This window comes from Ruegeria sp. HKCCA6707, from assembly GCF_013033515.1.
Taxonomy (GTDB): Bacteria; Pseudomonadota; Alphaproteobacteria; order Rhodobacterales; family Rhodobacteraceae; genus Ruegeria.
This window is the reverse complement of sequence record NZ_WQEG01000002.1, coordinates 154,663-171,772: the sequence shown is the minus strand read 5'-3', so window position 1 is coordinate 171,772 and position 17,110 is coordinate 154,663. Positions and strand designations below refer to the sequence as shown.

The window sequence follows — 17,110 nt, the reverse complement described above, 5'->3', positions numbered from 1 at the left end:
ACGAGAGCACATCAGCTGGGAGGAACAGCAAAATGAAAACGAGACTTGGTAAACTGGCGGTCGCTGCCGCTCTGGCCGTGGGGGTTGGCACGGCTGTTTCGGCACAGGACTATCCGTATCGCGATATCACAACCGCCGTTGTTTGGGGTGCCGGGGGTGGTACCGACACGATTAACCGCATGATCATGGCCGAGATGGAGAAACACCTGCCCGTGTCGATCAACGTGATCAACCAGACAGGCGGCGTCGCCGGATCCAACGGCATGGTCTATGTGCAGAACCAACCCGATGACGGCTATACACTGGTGGGCTTGTCCGAATCGAACGTAACCGCTGCTGTGCAAGGCGGCTGGGATCAGAAGTTCGATTTCTGGTATCCGTTCATCGTTGGCGGCTCGCCTGACTTGATCTCGGTCCCGGCCAACAGCCCCTATAACTCGCTGCAGGAATTGGTCGACGCGGCCAAAGCCGATCCGGGCAGCATCCCCGCAGCCGCATCCGGGGCCGGGTCAATCCACCATCTGAACCTGCTGGCGATCCAGAACGGATCAGGGGCCGAGTTCAAGTTCATTCCCTACAAAGGATCCGCCCCCGGACAGGAAGCGGCAATAGCAGGTGAAGTTGCCCTGGTCGTGACTTCGCTGGCAGAACAGGCACCCCTGATCGAAGGCGGTCAGTTGAAGCCGCTGGCGATGCTGACACCGGAAAGCGTGGACTTCGCGGGTCAGACCATCCCGTCAGCCTTTGACATGTATGACGGGCTCGATAAATACCTGCCGCTGAAACAGGCGATTGGCTTTGCGGTTCATAGCTCTGCCGATGACAGCGTAAAAGCTGCCCTTGGTTCTGCGTTCGAGCAGGCCATTGCTTCGGACACAGTTGCAGAATGGGCGGCAGCCAACAACTACGATGTGGGCGGGCAGTCTGGCCCCGAGGCACAAGAGCTGTTTTCCAAGCTGGAAAGCACCTTTGCCTATACATTGCAGGATCTGGGTGCCGCCACGGTTGATCCGGCCTCGTTGGGCATCAACAAACCGTGACGCGTTCTGTTGAACCGAAGGATCAGAGGGGGCGTGCAAGCGCCCCTTCTGACCATGCCGAGGTCATGGCCGCCGAAGACACTCTGATCCTGCGCGCGCGGGATTTCTGGACTGCACTCGTGCTGATTGCGGTTTCGCTGTTCTTCCTGTGGAAAACCTCTGACATACCTTTGTTCGGATCGAACCGCGCAGGGGTCAGCGGGGCGGATTGGTATAATTCAGCGGCCATCGTACCGCTGGGCATTTTCAGCGGACTTTTGGTGCTGTCTTTTGTTTTGCTTGCCATCTCGATCCGCAGCGGCGGCGCTGCACATGCGCTGACGCGGGCCGGTATTGGCTGGAACCCGTCCGAGGCCCTGCGCTTTGGCACAATCGCCCTCATGCTGCTGGCCTATATCGCAGGGCTGGTGCCGCGCGTGGATTTCATCCTGTGTTCGGGTCTTTTGATTACGGCGCTGATCTTTGGCTATCAGGGCGGGCATCCGCAACGCATGATCCTGTCGACCGTTTTCGTGACCGCAGCGGGTGCGTTCGCGCTTTTGGCTTATGGCCCGCAAGCCGAATGGAACAGCCATGTCGATGATTGGGTCACGCTGGCGCTTTGGGCCCTGCTGACACTGATCGTTCTGTCGCAAGCCAAGCAAACACCTGTGTTGCGCGTCGTGCCTTTGATCGCTGTTCTTGCCCCCTTCATCCTTGTCTGCGCCATGGCCTTTGGCTTTCGTCAGAACGTGCCTGCGCGCGGCGGGCTGATCTTCAAACAGATCGAATACCATTACTACGTGACTCTCCGTCCGCTTTGGAGAACTTGACTATGGAGTTCATCCTGAACCAACTTTCGGGCTTTGGCGGCGCTTTTGTTGCGCTTGTCGTCGACCCGTTGACCTATGCCTATCTGATTACATCGGTGTTTCTTGGCATTGCCTTTGGCGCCCTGCCCGGTCTGACAGCCACTCTGGCCGTGACCATCCTGACGGGCTTCTTCGGCAACAAGATCCCGCTGGATTACTCCCTCATCGCACTTTTGGGCGCTTATGTCGGCGCGATTTATGGGGGCTCTTACCCCTCAATCCTTCTCAATATTCCCGGCACTGCGGCCAGCGCGGCCACCGCGATGGATGGCTATCCGCTGGCCAAGGCCGGGCGCGGGGGTGAGGCGCTTGGCCTGACCACAACCGCTAGCTTCATTGGCACGGTTATCGGCACGCTTGCCCTGCTTATCTTCGTGTGGGTGCTGCTGCTGATCTCGAAAAACATTGCCTCGCCTGAAAAGGCCCTGCTGGCGCTGTTCGGCATCCTTCTGTCCGGCACATTGATGAGCGAGGATCTGGTGATCAAAGGCTGGATCGCCGGTCTGATCGGATTGGCCATGGCCATGGTTGGACTCGATCCGATCCTATCCGAGCCACGCTATACCTTCGGCTGGTCCTATATGCTGAGCGGATTTCAGGTGGTGCCGGTGCTGATGGGTGCCTTTGCGGTGCCGCAAATCATCGAGGGCCTGCGCCACACGGCCACCGGCACCATGGTCGCGCTCAAGGGGCGGGTGGTGCCGAAACTGGGCGTGGTGCGGAAATACCTGCCGACCATTGGCCGCTCGGGCGTGATCGGAACCGGCGTCGGCGCCCTTCCCGGCGTGGGCGAGGACGTGGCGGGTTGGGTCTCTTACGGCGTCGGCAAGACCGTCTCGAAAGAAGGCGACACGTTCGGCAAGGGCAGCATGGAGGGGTTGCTGTCATCTGAGACTGCCAACAATGCCTGCATCGGTGGCGCGCTGATCCCGCTGTTGGTGCTTGGCATCCCCGGATCACCCCCTGCGGCGGCCTTAATGGGCGCGTTCAAGATCAACAACGTGATCCCCGGCCCCACCATCGACCCCGAGATCATCCTGCGGGTGGTCGCCATCATGGTTCTGGCCAGTTTTACGATGTTCATCATGGGGCTCTTTACCGCAAAGATCTTCATCCGCATTCTACGCATCCCGCAAACCGTGTTCCTGCCGGTTGTGATGGTGCTGACCACCATCGGATCCTTCTCGGTCGGCGGTGGGATCAACGACCTTTACCTGATGCTGGCGGTTGGATTTGTGGCCTATTTCATGAACCTGATGAAATATCCCATCGCACCGCTGGTCATTGGCGTTATCCTGGGTGGGCTTTTTGATGAAACCCTGCGCCGGTCGCTGTTGCTGTCGGACGGAGATCTGTCTGTCTTTGTCTCGCGCCCCGGCGCCGCCATTTTGCTGATGCTGAACTTAGCGCTGGTGCTCAGCCAGTTGCCGCTTGGAAAACGCCTTTTGGCACGTATGAAAAGGACCCCCGCCTGATGTATGCCGTCACCGTCACATTCCGCGTGGCCCCAGATCACCTTGAGACGTTTTTGCCCTTGATGGTCGAAAACGCCCAAACTTCGCTACAGCAGGAACCGGGATGCCACCAGTTTGACATCTGTCGCGGCGACGATCCAAATCAGGTGTTTCTGTATGAAATCTACGATGACCGGGCCGCCTTTGATGCCCATCTTGCATCGGTGCATTTCAAAAGTTTCGACAGCAAGGTCGCCGATATGATTGAAGAGAAGACAGTGGCCCTGTTTGATGAGGTGATCCGGTGAGGAACTGGCAGATACATGCGGTGAAATATGCCGACCGCAACGCGCGCGTGCGCGGCGACAGTTTTATCTTTGATGACAACCACGACGCCCCTCATGCGATGGATTACTTCATGTGGGTTATTCAAAATGGCGATCAGGTCATTCTGGTCGACACCGGCTATGATTCAAACGAGGCCTCGGCCCGCGCGCGCCCTATCGCGATGGATCCGAGAGCTGCTCTGGCCCCACTTGGCATTCAGGCCGAGGCGGTGGATCAGGTCATTGTCACCCATCTGCATTACGACCACGCGGGCGGGCTGCACCTTTTTCCCAATGCCAAGCTGCACCTGCAAACGGCCGAGATGGCCTTCGCAACTGGCCCCTGCATGTGTCACGAGGCGCTGCGTCACCCGTTTTCGGCCCATCATGTCTGTGAAGTGATCCAAAGGCTTTATTCCGGGCAGGTCATCTTTCACGATGGCGACGCCGAAGTGGCGGATGGCGTGACCCTGCACAAGATCGGAGGGCACAGTCGCGGCCTGCAATGTGTGCGGGTACGCACGCAGTCGGGGTGGATGGTGCTGGCCTCGGACGCGGCGCATTTCTATGAAAACGCCTGGCGCAAGCAGCCCTTTCCCATCGTTGTCGATCTGCAAGACATGCTGGACGGGTTTGACACGCTTGAACGCCTCGCCTCACGCCGCGAGTTGATCATCCCCGGGCATGACCCCCTTGTGCGCAAATTCTTTGCGCAGGATATCGCGCCCCATATCTACCGGTTGGATGTCGGCCCTCAGAAAGAGATCATTCTATGAAAATCGGGGTCATCGCCGACGACTTTACCGGCGCGTCCGACATCGCCCTGACGCTGTCCGAGGCCGGGATGCGCGTGGCGCAATTTATCGACACCCCCCGCGACCCGGCTGATCCTGCGCTTGAGGCGGGGGTGATCTCTCTGAAATCCCGCACCGCACCGGTGGACGAGGCCGTGCGCGCCTCGCTTGCGGCCTGCGACTGGTTGTTGCAACAGGGGGCCCGGCAGATTGTCTTCAAGGTTTGCTCGACTTTCGACAGCACGCCAAAGGGCAATATCGGCCCGGTTCTGGATGCCTTGGCCGACGGGCTCCAGGCCCAAGCCACCATCGTTTGCCCGGCCTTCCCGGAAAATGGCCGCTCGGTCTATCAGGGGCATCTGTTTGTGCAGGATGTGCTGCTGAACGAATGCGGGATGGAGGATCATCCCCTGACCCCGATGACCGACCCGGACCTGCGTCGGGTTTTGGCGGCTCAATCCACGCGCCCCATCGGACATGTGCCCGCAGCCACCGTCATGGCAGGCGCCGATGCGATCCGCGCCGCCCTGCCCGGCAACGGACACGTGATCGTCGACGCCATCCGCGATGCGGACCTTGTGCAGATCGGAGCCGCAGCCAAAGGCGCGCCGTTGGTTTGCGGTGGGTCGGGCATCGCGCTTGGTTTGCCCGCCAATTTCGGCGCGCAGCCGAAAACGGCAGAATGGGTGCCGATCACCGGCCCGGGTGTTGTTCTGTCCGGCTCATGCAGCCGGGCGACCCGGGAACAGGTGAAGCTTTATCAGGCGCACGCCGAAGCGATGGAAATCTCTGCCGAAGACGCAATTTCCGGCACGGCCAACGTCCATGCCATTGCCGATTGGGTCTGCGCCCAAACGACCCCGCCCCTGGTCTATTCCTCAGCCGACCCGCAGATCGTAAAGGACGCCCAAGCACGATTTGGTCAGGACCGAGCGGCCCATGCGCTGGAAACGCTTTTTGCCGAACTGGCAGCCGAACTGGCCCGTCGCGGCGTCAGGCGTTTCTTGGTCGCTGGCGGAGAAACCTCGGGCGCGGTGGTTCAGGGGCTGGGCGTTTCCGCCTTTACCATCGGGCCTCGTCTTGCAGCGGGCGTCCCGGCCTTGCGTGTCGAAGGGTCAGATCCCATCGCTTTGGCACTGAAATCCGGCAATTTCGGCGGGCCCACGTTTTTCAAAGACGCTCTGGACATTCTGGAAGGCCAGATATGAGCGAGATCGCCAAACTGAGGGAAGAGATCTGCGTGATCTCAAAATCGCTTTATGATCGCGGGCTGACCGGAGGGGCATCCGGTAATATCTCGGCCCGCGCTTCGGACGGGACGATAGTGATGACGCCCACGGGTAGTTCTCTGGGCTTTCTTGACCCCGCCCGTATCAGCCATCTGAGCCAGGATCTGAAGCTGATCTCGGGCGACGCGCCCACCAAGGAAATCCCCCTGCACACGGCCTTTTATGAGACGCGGGTGGGTACCGGGGCCGTGGTGCATCTGCATTCCACCTATTCGGTGGCGCTGTCTATGCTGCCTCAGGTCGATCCCGATGATGCGCTGCCGCCGCTCACCCCTTATGCGATCATGCGGTTGGGCAAGGTAAAGCTCTTACCCTTCTTCCTGCCTGGTGATCCCGAAATGGGTGAAGCCGTGCGCGCGCTAAAGGGCAAATATACCGCTGTCCTGCTGGCCAATCACGGCCCGGTTGTCGCAGGCCCCGACCTCTGGGCCGCCACCAACGCGATGGAAGAGCTGGAAGAGACCGCGAAATTGGCAGTTCTGACACAGGCGATGTCGCCCAAACACCTGACCAAGACGCAAATTTCAGCGCTAATTACCCGGTTTGGCGCACCCAAGTGATCGTGCTAGGCTGCGCGTCAGAAAATGTTCAAAGACCTTTACTATTCTAAAGCTGGTCGCAGCTGCGGCCCATTTTGATAACTAAATTCTGTTGGAGGGCATTATGCGCGTTTCCACAAAGGCTGATGGCTTTTCAGTTCATGCGATCAGCGGCACACGGGTTGTGATGCTGCATATGAACGCAAAGGAAGACGTGTTGGACGGCTTCTTGGGGTTTGGCGTGGGCCTGCGCACCGAAACCGGCGGGATCCGCTGGTTGAAAGGGTTCAAATGTTTCGAATCCGTTGTGCCCGATCCGGCCCGCGCAGAACGGTTTGACACGGCTGATCACCCGGTTCAGGACTTTCGCTGGGGCCACTATTGGGCCGAACCCGACCGCGCCTACTCTTACGTGATCCGGCCCCTGTTCCGGCCTGTAAACGGTGATCTGTCAACGCTGCGGCGCGGAACCGATCTTGAAATCACCGTGCGCACCGAGTCCGAGGAAATCGGTGAACATTCGATCTTTTTCAATCGCGGCGCAATTGTCAGCCAGGCCTATGCCGAAAGGTTTGCCAATGACGAAACGCTGGACCAAGACGCGCTGAAGGCCGAACTGGACGATCCGCACTCCGAGCGCACCCAATGGCTGTCGCGCGGGCTGCTGGAAGGGGCGCTGAATTTCATCGCTCAGGCCCGAGACAGCCGGTTCAGCCTGCATTGCGGGTTTTATGAACTGACCTATCCGCCGATCCTGCAAGCGCTTGCCGATGCGGCCGCAAGAGGGGCGCGGGTCGAGGTAACTTTCGAGGCCGATTTCTTCAAACGCAGCGAGAACAGGCGGACCGAAACCAAATACGGCGTCATGAACCGGGCAGCGATCGCACCTTTTGCCGGGCAGGCGAACCTGCATTTCAAGGAACGCATCCACTTTGTTGCGATCACCCATAACAAATTCATGGTGTTGAAAGAAAACGGCCACCCGGTGCAGGTCTGGACCGGCTCGACCAATATCACAGCATCCGGCTTTTGCGGGCAAAGCAACACCGGCCATGTCGTGCGCGATGAAGGCGTGGCCCAAGCCTATTCGGACTATTTTGACCTGCTCGCGCGTGATGCACAGCGCGAAGAAATGCGTGCCTTCACCGAGGCCCGCACACCGCCGCCGCAAGAAGAGTTGCCCGAAAATTCAATCACCCCGCTTTTTTCGCCGCGCAAAGGCTCAAGCGAGCTGGATTGGTATGGCCGCAAGATCGAACAGGCCCGCCAGACCGTCATTCTGACGTCGGCCTTTGGCGTCACCACGCGGCTGGCGAAATATTTCGACAATGACCGCGACTATCTGCGGTATATCCTGATGGAACAGCGCAGCCGGGGTGCGGGCGCGCAAGAGATGATCGAACGCGACCGCGACACGCGCATCGTCTTTGGCCAGGGGCTTGGGTTTACCGGCAGTCTTGGGCACTGGCGCAAGGTTCCCGGCTTCAAACTGGAACAATGGATGTGGCGCGAGCATCATTTCCGCAGCTCGGGCCATGTGTTCTTTGTGCATACCAAATACATGGGTATCGACGTTCTGACCGATGAACCCATGGTCTTTACCGGATCGGCCAATTTCTCACCCGGATCCTTGTCGTCGAATGATGAGAACATGCTTTTGATACGGGGCAATACCCGTGTCTCAGATGTATACCTGACCGAGTTTTTCCGGCTGCTGAACCATTTTTATTTCCGGCAGGTTGCCAACCGCAAAGCGCGAGATGGCCATAGTGATCCCAGGATCCGGTTTCTTGACGAAACAGGTGATTGGGTGCGCGGTCATTTCCAGTCAGATTTCTATCGCTCGAAACGGCGCGAACTTTTTGGGGTTGCGCCTTAGGTCAGCAACTTTTCAAGTCGTGGGCTGGCTCGACATTTTCCGATAGTCTCGGGGGCTCGCGCCGAAATGAGTGCGGAACGTTGTCGAAAAGTTCTGCATGTTCGAAAAGCCCTGGCGGAAAGCGATCTCACTGATCGATTGCTGCGCAAATCGCGGGTCTTTGAAATCGGCAGCCACGGCCTCAAGACGCATCCGACGGATGAAAGCGCTGATCGATTCATCATGTTTCGAGAAGATCTCGTTCAGGCGCCGCACCGACATACCGATCTCGGCCGCAACGCGGTGGCGGTCAAGCTTGGGGTCATGCAGATTTGCGCGCACAAAGGATTTGGCGCGCAACAGTACATGCTGTTCTGGCGAGGACAGTTCCAACCGATCCGCCCCCTCAGCCGCCAGACCCGTCGCGATCAGATCAATCAGCGTGTCTTGCAACAGCGCCTGCACGGTTGGGTTGGGCGTATTCACATGTTCAGAAAAAGCCAGAATATTCTCGCGCACCAGCTTGCCAATACCGCTTTGCCCGTCGATCCGGCGCGCGGTCAGCAGTTCGGCATTGGGCAAGCGCTCGATCAGTTTCGCGCTGGGAAGCTGGACAACCGTCTGACTGAAATCGTCAGTCAAGCGCAGCGAATATGGATCGGTACTGCTGTAGAGCGCCATATCACCGGTGCGCAAAAGTGCGGTTTTTCCAAATTGCGTCACGGTCGACGATTCGGCTGTTTGCAGGCTCAAAAGAAAATAGGCATCCGTCGCAGACCGGATATCGCGTTTGCGGCGTTCGACCCGATGCGCCAACCCCGTCACACGTGAAATCGACAGAACCGAGTGCCGAGCAACTTCGATCAAGCCTCGGAAGTTGTGACGATTTTCGATCTCACACCCGAGCTGCACATAGCTGTTGCAAACGGAGTCTTGCCAGTATGCGAGGCGCTGGTTTAGCGGCACGTTGTTTGTGTCGTAACGCGTCTGAATATCCATGTGGTCCCCTTGAATGGATCGACAAAGCATGTCGATCTTGCCCGAAAAAGCAAGTTTTTCCGCCCAGACGCAAAAGCACGACCGCCCGTGATCCGACAGCCTTTGTTCATCCAACGGAGGTGCACCATGTCTACTCAATTCAAAGTCGCTGCGGTTCAGGCGGCCCCCTGCTTTCTTGATCTGGACGCAGGCATCGACAAAGCCATCGGTCTGATCGAAGAGGCCGCGAAGAACGGCGCCAAGCTGATTGCATTCAGCGAAACCTGGTTGCCGGGCTATCCCAATCACATCTGGCTGGGCCCTGTTGCCTGGCAGATGCAGTTCGTGGGCCGTTACTTTGACAATTCGATTGTTGCCGGCAGCGATCAGGAAAAGCGCCTGTCCAAAGCCTGCCGCGACAACAACATCCAGCTGTCGATGGGTTGCTCTGAACGTGATGGCGGCTCGCTCTATATCGCGCAATGGCATTTCGACGAAACCGGTGAGGTGATCAACCGCCGTCGCAAGCTGAAACCCACCCATGTCGAACGCACGGTCTATGGCGAAGGCGACGGCTCGGACCTGAGCGTGGTCGACACCTCGATCGGGCGCGTCGGGCAGCTGGCCTGCTGGGAGCACCTGCAACCGCTGAGCAAATATGCCATGTATGCCCAAAACGAACAGATCCATGTGGCCGCCTGGCCGAACCTGGCGCTGTATGAGGGCACGGCCTATGCGCTGGGGCATCAGGTGAACAACGCGGCGTCCATGATCTATGCGGTCGAAGGTGGCTGTTTCGTTCTGGCCCCCTGTTCGCTGGTAACCAAAGAGATGCAGGACCTGCTGTGCGAGGGCAATCCCGAGAAAGAGGCGCTGTTCCCGGTGGGCGGTGGCTATACCGCGATCTTTGGCCCGGACGGGTCGGAGCTGGCCGAACGGATCCCGCATGACCAGGAGGGCATCATGTATGCCGATATCGATCTGCACATGATCGGCTATGCCAAGGCGGCGGCCGATCCTGCGGGTCACTATGCGAAACGCGACAGCACGCGGCTGCTGATCAACCGCAAGAAACAGCGCGCCGTCCTGCACTTCGACGATGCGCCCGGCTGGGAAGAGGTCGACCTGATCGACACCCAACCCGAAGCCGCGGAATAGACGTCTCGGCGATGGTCCCCGGGGCGGGGCCATCCCAAAGCATCAAAAGGGGATCCGAAATGACAGACCCAACACCCGCAATTCCAACGCATAAAGACTAACACATTGACGACCGGCGGCGGTATGAGCACCGAAGAAGGTTGCATGGGAAAGATTATGGACGGACCCTCGGAGGAAGGACTGGCCCTGAACGGAATGTGCTTGTCGTTTAACCCCCCCAAACGCAACATTTGAAGGGATTGAGGCGAATGACGGGGCGCTGACCAAATCGGGCCTTGCATCCAACGTTACGAGCCTATGTCATACCGCCATTGCGACTGGATGGTTTGATCAGAGGTTTACGTGTCTCAAGGCTTGGAAAAATCTACTGAAGAACAGCCCGCGCAATCTTCCCCGAAAGTGACCCGAACGCTTGGGCCCTGGACCTGCACCGCACTTGTGGTCGGCAATATCATCGGTTCGGGCTTTTTCCTGGCACCCGCCGCCCTGGCCCCGTTTGGAGCGGTCGCGATCATCGGCTGGATCGTGATGTCCATCGGCGCCTTGTGTCTGGGCCTGGTGTTTGCTCGCCTCAGTCGGGTCGCGCCGGAAACCGGTGGCCCCTATGCCTATACCCGCCTGGGGTTTGGGGATTTTGCCGGGTTTCTTGTTGCCTGGGGATATTGGATCGCGGTTTGGGTGGCGCTTCCGGCGATTGCCTTGGGAGCCACGGATTATCTGCTGTATTTCGTGCCGGGCCTGAGCGATCTGCCGGGTGGCGGCACCACCGTAGCTTTGGCAATGATGATCGGGGTTGGACTTTTGAATCTCAGAGGCGCTGAAACCGTCGGAGTGTTCCAGCTTGTCATCGTCTGCATCAAGATGATCCCGTTTCTGGCTGTCTCATTTGTGGGGCTGTTCTGGGTGGACTGGGGGCATTTTACTCCGATCAACCCGACGCCGCATTCCTTTCTATTGGCCCTTGCAGGCACTGCGCCGTTCATCATGTTTGCTTTCACCGGTGTGGAATCCGCCACCGTACCCGCGGGCGATGTCAAAGACCCCAACCGCACAATCGCCTTTGCCACCGTCGTTGGAACGCTTTTGGCCGCACTGGTCTATACGTTCGGCACGCTCACGGTGATGGGCGTCATGGATGCGGACGCGCTTGCGCAGTCTACGGCTCCTTTCTCGGATGCCGCCAGCCTGATTTGGGGTGATTGGGCGGGATATGTCATCGCCGTCGCCGCCGTGTTGTCATCCGTGGCGGCGCTCAATGGCTGGACATTGCTTATGGCGCAGGTGCCGCTTGCGGCTGCGCGCCACGGGTTATTCCCCGCATGGTTTTCTAAGCTGAACAAGAACGGTGTCCCGGCAAAGGGGATCGTGATTTCAATGGCGCTTTCCGTTGCGATCCTGCTGTTCAAATCCTTTGCGTCCAGCTCTTTGCTGGGGCTGTATGAATATCTGATCGACCTGTCGATTGTGACAGACATGGTGAGCTATTTGTTCTGCTGCTGCGTCGAGGGCCTGATCCTGATCTCGCTGGGCCGCCGTATCGGTTTCCTCAACCCGTGGACCTATCTGCCCGTCGCTGGCATCGCCTTTGTGTTTTCGCTGCTGACCATCTATGGCGCGGGGGCCGAAGCCGCGATGTGGAGCTTTTTGCTGCTTCTTGCTGGAATTCCGATCTTTGTGCTGAATCGGATCCGTCAAGCGGCTCGGCAGGACTAAGCGGATGAATGTGAATGCCAGAACGTCCTCTGAGCGCATCGAAACGCTGTCCCGTGCTGCCAACCCCGCCCTGTTCGAAGCTGCGATAGATCCACAGCTTTTGACGGTTCTGATGCTGGCCAATCTTATGAGCCCGACGCTCTGGCAGCTTAGGGACAAAGTGCTTGCCCGGGCCCACGCAAAATACCCCAACGAAGACCATCTGAGGCAAGCCCATATCACGCTTGAGATGCTGGCCTATGTGAACCAGCATTTCACCCATAACTATCCCATGAACACCGCACAAAAGGTTGGCGTGGCCGAATTATCCGACATTCGCCAACGTCTGGGGGCCGCAGGTGTGGACGACGCGCTGGATTTGATCCGGCAGCATTTCCATCACCGCGATGAACAAGGGCTGCTGACGCCTGCACTGGATATCTTTCCGGTGCTGGAGCAGGGAAACTTCCCGATCTTCAACTATTCGACCATCGACGGCCTGCGTGCCATGCGCCGTCTTTTGGGGCATAAGAAACACAAGCCCATGGGTGTGACCATCTGCGCGGATGAGGCGACACTGACAGCGACATTGGCCAATATCCTGCACGGTATATCTTTCGCAGACATCTTTTTGCTCGCCACGCCCGCCCATTACACGACCTTCCTGCGCAAGGACGGTGAAAGGTTCTGGTGCAATGGCAAGCCCGAATTTTTTGACAAGCACACATGGGACAAGACCTGCGCCGCGCCTGGGTCTACGGGGCCGCAAGCTGCCTTTGCCGCACGGCTTCCGTTTCTGGATCGGCTTATCTCGCCGCTGGGCACGTTGCGGATCTCGACCGGTGAAAGCTCAATTCCCAAACCCGCGCTTGATAGGTTTCTGGACGAAAGCCGTGCCTTTTTTGGCTGTACCCTAGACCTGCTTAAGCAGGCCGTAGATTCAGGCATCACATTTCAGACGCCAAGCATCGATGCATCAGACCTGCGGGCTCTGGACCGATTATCGGGGGCCGATCACGCGCGTCAGGTGATTTCCGATCTTGCCAAGGCTCAACCGATGTCGGTATTCGATCAGGCCTTGTACTGTATCCGCGATCTGGATGTCCCCTACCCCGGAGCCTATCTGGCCGCGGCTTTGCACGGGACCAAACTTCGGGGCGCTGCGGCACGGGTCGCGTCTTGGGCGGATGCCTGCGCAGTGGTTGATACCATTGCGGGTAGCGAGCCAGTGCTGGGCGCCCGCGACAGGCTTGCGCTGCCCGATGAGGTATTGCTGTTTCAGACCGGCGACGATGTGGACAAGGGGCTGTTGCTGTTCTCATTGCTCTTGGCCAGCGCGGCCCTTGATGAAACGGAAAAAGCATCCGCACAGCTTAGGATTACAGATCACGCGACCTACTGCACTTTTCAGGGTCAAACCATTGACCTTCGCACCCTCTCGCCGGTGGTCACCCCAACGGGTCGGGACCGTCTGATCCTGACCCAAGCCAGCTTGAACACCTAGAAGAATTTTCGTCGGCTTGATCCGTTTGGGGGCTGGCGATCCGGCCCAATACCCACTATCGCCAAAGCCAGAGATCCTTGTGATCGGGACTAATTTTCATGGAGATTTCCAACGTGACCATCACCCGTATTGAAACCGGCCAGCGCATGAGCAAGATCGTAAAACACAATGGTGTTGCCTACCTGTGTGGTCAGGTCTCGGATGCCGAGACCGCAGCGGATCAGACCCGTGATATTCTGGCCAAGGTCGAGGATCTTCTGGCTCAGGCGGGCAGCGACAAGACGCGGATCCTGCAATGCGTGATCTGGCTGTCGGATATGGCCGATTTCGCCGAGATGAACCAGGTTTGGGATGAATGGGTGCCGCAAGGCCACGCCCCGGCCCGCGCCTGTGGCGAAGCCAAACTTGCACGCGATGTGCTGAAGGTTGAGATGATCGTTACCGCCGCCTGCGACTGACAAGGGCGGCATTAAGGTGCCCGACCAGGGCCCGGATCCCGCGCGGCTCCGGGCACTTGCCAGCGGTTTAGGGTCTACAGACCTGCCATCTCGCTTTGATAGCCGAACAGGGCCGGCAACCCGCCCGTATGCACCATCACCACTTTTTGCCCCGGACGGATCTGCCCGGTTTCCACCAGATCCAGCAGCCCGGCAAAGGTCTTGGCTGTATAGACCGGGTCGAGGAATATCCCTTCGGTCCGCGCCATGCGTTCAAGTGCCGCCTGTGTCTTGTCGCTCAGCTTGCCATAACCCGGCGCGAGCGCGCGATCCCAGATCTCGATCCGCGCTTGCAACGGTTCGGGATCAATCCCAAGCAGATCCGCCAGCTTTTCCAGCACGGTGCGCATCCGCGCGGCCTGTTGTTCCGCATCACGACGCACACAAACGCCAAACACCTTGGCTGGGACGCCCGAGACCGCAATCCCAGTCAAAAGACCCCCATGGGTGGCCCCGCTGCCCGAGGCCACAACAGCCACATCAAAATCCGGCATCTGGGCGCAGATCTCTTGCCCGGCCACCACATATCCCAGGGCCCCCAGCGGTGGGTGGTGCAGCCCCAGATGGATGACGTAAGGGGTACGCCCCTCGGCCCGCAGCGCATCCGCGCGCGCGTGCAGGGCCGCATCAGCCCCCGCCTCATCTTCGCCTTCAGGATAACTCATGTGTTCAGCGCCCAAGAGCTTGGCCAGCAACACGTTGCCCGAACTGTAATACTCCGCACCCATATCCGGCACCCGCTCTTCCAGCTGCAGCACCGATTGCATACCCAGACGGGCGGCGGCAGCAGCAGCCGAACGAACATAGTTCGACTGCACCGCGCCGGTGATCAGGATGGTATCCGCGCCTTTCTGTTGCGCATCGCCAAAATAGAATTCCAGTTGCCGGGTTTTGTTGCCGCCAAAACCAAGCCCGTTCAGATCGTCGCGTTTCAGCCACAGATTAATCCCCAGCTCAGCCGATAGCCTGTCCAGCCGCTCCAGCGGCGTGACCCCCGACATCAGCCGCGCCCTTGGGAATTGCGCAAGAAGGTCTGTCTCTGTCATCGTCATTTCCCCAAATTAGGCCATCACATAGGCGCGTTGAAAGAGCAGAGCGCAGGCCAGCACGGAAATGATCCGTATGGTCACACTCACCAGGCGCTGCGGCAGATAAGGGCCCACCACGCGACCCATCAAGCTGCCGAACACCGTGGCGGCAACAAAGGCCCAAAGCTGCGGACCCAAAGGCAGTGTTGACGTCCCGTGCAGCAAGAACGCCACCCCGTAGGCAACCAGCGCAATGGGTTGCACCAGGCGCGCAACCGCGCGCCCCGCACGGCCCTTTGCCATCAACCCAAGCACCATAAGTGGCCCCGGCATCGCGGCCCACACCGTGGCCAGCCCGGATAGGCCCGACATCGCCATGAACCCCACAGGCCCGGTCGCGCGGCGCAGGGGCACCAAAGATGTCGCCAGCCCGATCAACAACAAACATCCCGTGAGGGCCAGAACAAAAGGCTCGCTCAGCAGCGGGTAGAGCATCAACCCGATCCCCACCCCAATCAGACAGCCCAGAATGGCGATCAGAATGCTGCGCCGTTCGGCCTTCACCACGCGTGGGTCAGTGGCCACCGCCGACACTATGGTGTTGAGCAGCAGCAGAACGGGCACCGCGGTCGATGTGCCCAGCAGGATCATCATCGGCGGCCCGGCCACGATGCTGAACCCGATACCTATTCCCACCTGCACCACGGCGCCCAGACAGATGGCAAGGATCAGAAGGGTAAGATCGACGGGCACATTACTCTCTTGCGGTTTTCTCTGCGGATCGCGCAGCAGACCCTAGACGCAGTCTTGACCTCAGGTCCATGCCCTTTCTCACCCGCCGCGGCACAGGCCCAAAGATAGCTAGAACCGCATCGGTGAGAACGCCGCCATGTCGGTGTTGGGGTGACGATCTGACATAAGGTCTGCCACAAGCTCAGCTGTTTTGGGCGCCATCATCAGCCCATAATGAGAATGCCCAAAGGCGGTGAACAGCCCTTTGATCCCTTCAATCGGACCGATCGCAGGCAAACTGTCGGGAAAGGACGGGCGACGCCCCATCCAGAACCGCACCTGACTGGTATCTAGATCAGGCACCATGGATTTCGCCTGATCGATCAGCATCTTCTGCTTTTTGGGATCGGGTGGCGCATCGATGCTGCCAAATTCGGCTGTCCCAGCCACACGCAACCCACCTTCCATGGAACTGGCCACCACTTTTGCGTCCACATCCATGATCGAATTGTTCAAGGTGGCCTCGGGGTTCGAAAACTCGACGTGATAGCCACGTTCGGCCACCAGCGGCACGGAAAAGCCCAAAGGTTTCAAAAGATCGGCCGACCAAACGCCCGCTGCCAATATCACCTGCTGGGACTTCAACGTCTTGTCCTTGGTGACAACCTGCCAACCACCCTGCTCTAATCGTGCGAGTTTGGTGACCTCGGCACGCAGGAACTCGGCCCCTTGCGCGCGGGCTTTGTCGGCCAAAACCGCCCCCAAACGACCGGGTGAAAGGGCCCGAGCCTGGCCTTTGATCACGATCGCCGCCTTGAAATCATCGGACAGAGCCGGTTCCATCCGGCGCAGCTCGGCCCCTTCGATCCGTTCCAGATCGCCACCTTTTTCGCGACGTACGCGATAGCCGAAATCATCCAGACTGGCCTGATCCGCACGCCGGAACGCATGCAGGTAATAGCTGTCTGCGATCAGCCCCTCATGCCCCGTCCCCTGTAAGTGACGCCGATACAGGTCAATCGACGGGCGGCACAAAACCTCCATACCGTCCGAAATCTTTCGCACGCTTTGTTCGCCCGAGATGCTGAGAAAGCGCAGCCCCCAGGGGATCATTCTGGGCCAAAACCCGGCCCTTACCGAAAGCGCGCTTTTGGGATTCAGCAAAAGTTGCGGAAGTTGCTTCCAGATCCCTGGAACTGCCTGCGGGATGATCGACCAGGGCGATACCACACCGGCGTTGCCAAAAGAGGTCTCCTGTCCGGGCTCACCCCGATCGACAAGCCGGACAGGAATTCCGCGGTCTTGCAGGGACAATGCGCAACAAATGCCGACGATCCCTGCGCCGATAATTGTGACCTGTTCAGCCATCC

Annotated in this window: 16 protein-coding genes; 12 read left to right on the top strand and 4 right to left on the bottom strand. The window is 59.0% G+C overall.

Features of this window, described 5'->3' with window-relative positions:
• Positions 1–32 precede the first annotated feature (32 nt).
• The 8 genes from GOW40_RS06730 (at position 33) to GOW40_RS06695 (ending at position 8,172) form a co-directional block, all read left to right on the top strand.
• Entirely contained in the window at positions 33–1,040 is a 1,008-nt protein-coding gene (locus tag GOW40_RS06730) for a tripartite tricarboxylate transporter substrate binding protein (RefSeq protein ID WP_171132866.1), read from the top strand.
• On the top strand, positions 1,037–1,852 hold the full coding sequence (locus GOW40_RS06725; RefSeq protein WP_217352262.1) for a hypothetical protein: 816 nt from the start codon (positions 1,037–1,039) through the stop codon (positions 1,850–1,852). The genes GOW40_RS06730 and GOW40_RS06725 overlap by 4 nt, the downstream gene beginning before the upstream one ends.
• Positions 1,853–1,854: 2 nt before the next feature.
• Complete coding sequence (locus GOW40_RS06720; RefSeq protein ID WP_171132865.1) at positions 1,855–3,366, top strand: tripartite tricarboxylate transporter permease; 1,512 nt, start codon at positions 1,855–1,857, stop codon at positions 3,364–3,366.
• Positions 3,366–3,653 carry a putative quinol monooxygenase gene (locus GOW40_RS06715; RefSeq protein WP_171132864.1) on the top strand — a complete coding sequence of 96 codons (288 nt, stop codon included), beginning with the start codon at positions 3,366–3,368 and terminating at the stop codon, positions 3,651–3,653. Before GOW40_RS06720 ends, GOW40_RS06715 begins: the two co-directional genes overlap by 1 nt.
• Positions 3,650–4,447: an MBL fold metallo-hydrolase gene (locus GOW40_RS06710; protein WP_171132863.1), complete on the top strand. Its 798-nt coding sequence runs from the start codon at positions 3,650–3,652 to the stop codon at positions 4,445–4,447. Before GOW40_RS06715 ends, GOW40_RS06710 begins: the two co-directional genes overlap by 4 nt.
• The gene (otnK, locus tag GOW40_RS06705) at positions 4,444–5,673 is read left to right on the top strand and encodes a 3-oxo-tetronate kinase (protein ID WP_171136674.1); all 1,230 of its coding nucleotides are present in this window, start codon (positions 4,444–4,446) and stop codon (positions 5,671–5,673) included. Before GOW40_RS06710 ends, otnK begins: the two co-directional genes overlap by 4 nt.
• A complete protein-coding gene (gene otnC, locus GOW40_RS06700) occupies positions 5,670–6,314 on the top strand; it encodes a 3-oxo-tetronate 4-phosphate decarboxylase (protein ID WP_171132861.1) in 645 nt (214 codons plus the stop codon). Before otnK ends, otnC begins: the two co-directional genes overlap by 4 nt.
• Positions 6,315–6,417: 103 nt before the next feature.
• The gene (locus GOW40_RS06695) at positions 6,418–8,172 is read left to right on the top strand and encodes a phospholipase D-like domain-containing protein (protein ID WP_171132860.1); all 1,755 of its coding nucleotides are present in this window, start codon (positions 6,418–6,420) and stop codon (positions 8,170–8,172) included.
• Between the two features lie 12 nt (positions 8,173–8,184).
• Here the strand turns inward: GOW40_RS06695 and GOW40_RS06690 are convergent, their stop codons facing one another.
• Positions 8,185–9,150 (bottom strand): helix-turn-helix domain-containing protein, encoded by a 966-nt coding sequence (locus tag GOW40_RS06690; RefSeq protein ID WP_171132859.1) that lies wholly within the window; start codon positions 9,148–9,150, stop codon positions 8,185–8,187.
• A gap of 126 nt (positions 9,151–9,276) precedes the next feature.
• Here GOW40_RS06690 and GOW40_RS06685 point away from each other — a divergent pair, with 126 nt between their 5' ends.
• The 4 genes from GOW40_RS06685 to GOW40_RS06670 all read left to right on the top strand — a co-directional run bounded on the left by GOW40_RS06685 (position 9,277) and on the right by GOW40_RS06670 (position 13,941).
• A complete protein-coding gene (locus GOW40_RS06685) occupies positions 9,277–10,287 on the top strand; it encodes a carbon-nitrogen hydrolase family protein (protein ID WP_171132858.1) in 1,011 nt (336 codons plus the stop codon).
• Between the two features lie 399 nt (positions 10,288–10,686).
• Entirely contained in the window at positions 10,687–12,000 is a 1,314-nt protein-coding gene (locus GOW40_RS06680; RefSeq protein ID WP_217352260.1) for an amino acid permease, read from the top strand.
• Between the two features lie 4 nt (positions 12,001–12,004).
• Complete coding sequence (locus GOW40_RS06675) at positions 12,005–13,483, top strand: hypothetical protein (protein ID WP_171230908.1); 1,479 nt, start codon at positions 12,005–12,007, stop codon at positions 13,481–13,483.
• Positions 13,484–13,581: 98 nt separating this feature from the next.
• Complete coding sequence (locus GOW40_RS06670; protein WP_171132856.1) at positions 13,582–13,941, top strand: RidA family protein; 360 nt, start codon at positions 13,582–13,584, stop codon at positions 13,939–13,941.
• Between the two features lie 74 nt (positions 13,942–14,015).
• On the opposite strand, the gene GOW40_RS06665 is transcribed toward GOW40_RS06670, so the two are convergent.
• From GOW40_RS06665 to GOW40_RS06655, 3 genes are all read right to left on the bottom strand, one after another.
• On the bottom strand, positions 14,016–15,026 hold the full coding sequence (locus GOW40_RS06665; RefSeq protein ID WP_254444352.1) for a D-cysteine desulfhydrase family protein: 1,011 nt from the start codon (positions 15,024–15,026) through the stop codon (positions 14,016–14,018).
• A 15-nt stretch (positions 15,027–15,041) separates the two neighbouring features.
• Positions 15,042–15,761, bottom strand: coding sequence for a hypothetical protein (locus GOW40_RS06660; protein WP_171132854.1), 720 nt, complete (start codon positions 15,759–15,761; stop codon positions 15,042–15,044).
• A 108-nt stretch (positions 15,762–15,869) separates the two neighbouring features.
• Positions 15,870–17,108: an FAD-binding oxidoreductase gene (locus tag GOW40_RS06655; RefSeq protein WP_171132853.1), complete on the bottom strand. Its 1,239-nt coding sequence runs from the start codon at positions 17,106–17,108 to the stop codon at positions 15,870–15,872.
• Positions 17,109–17,110 lie beyond the last annotated feature (2 nt).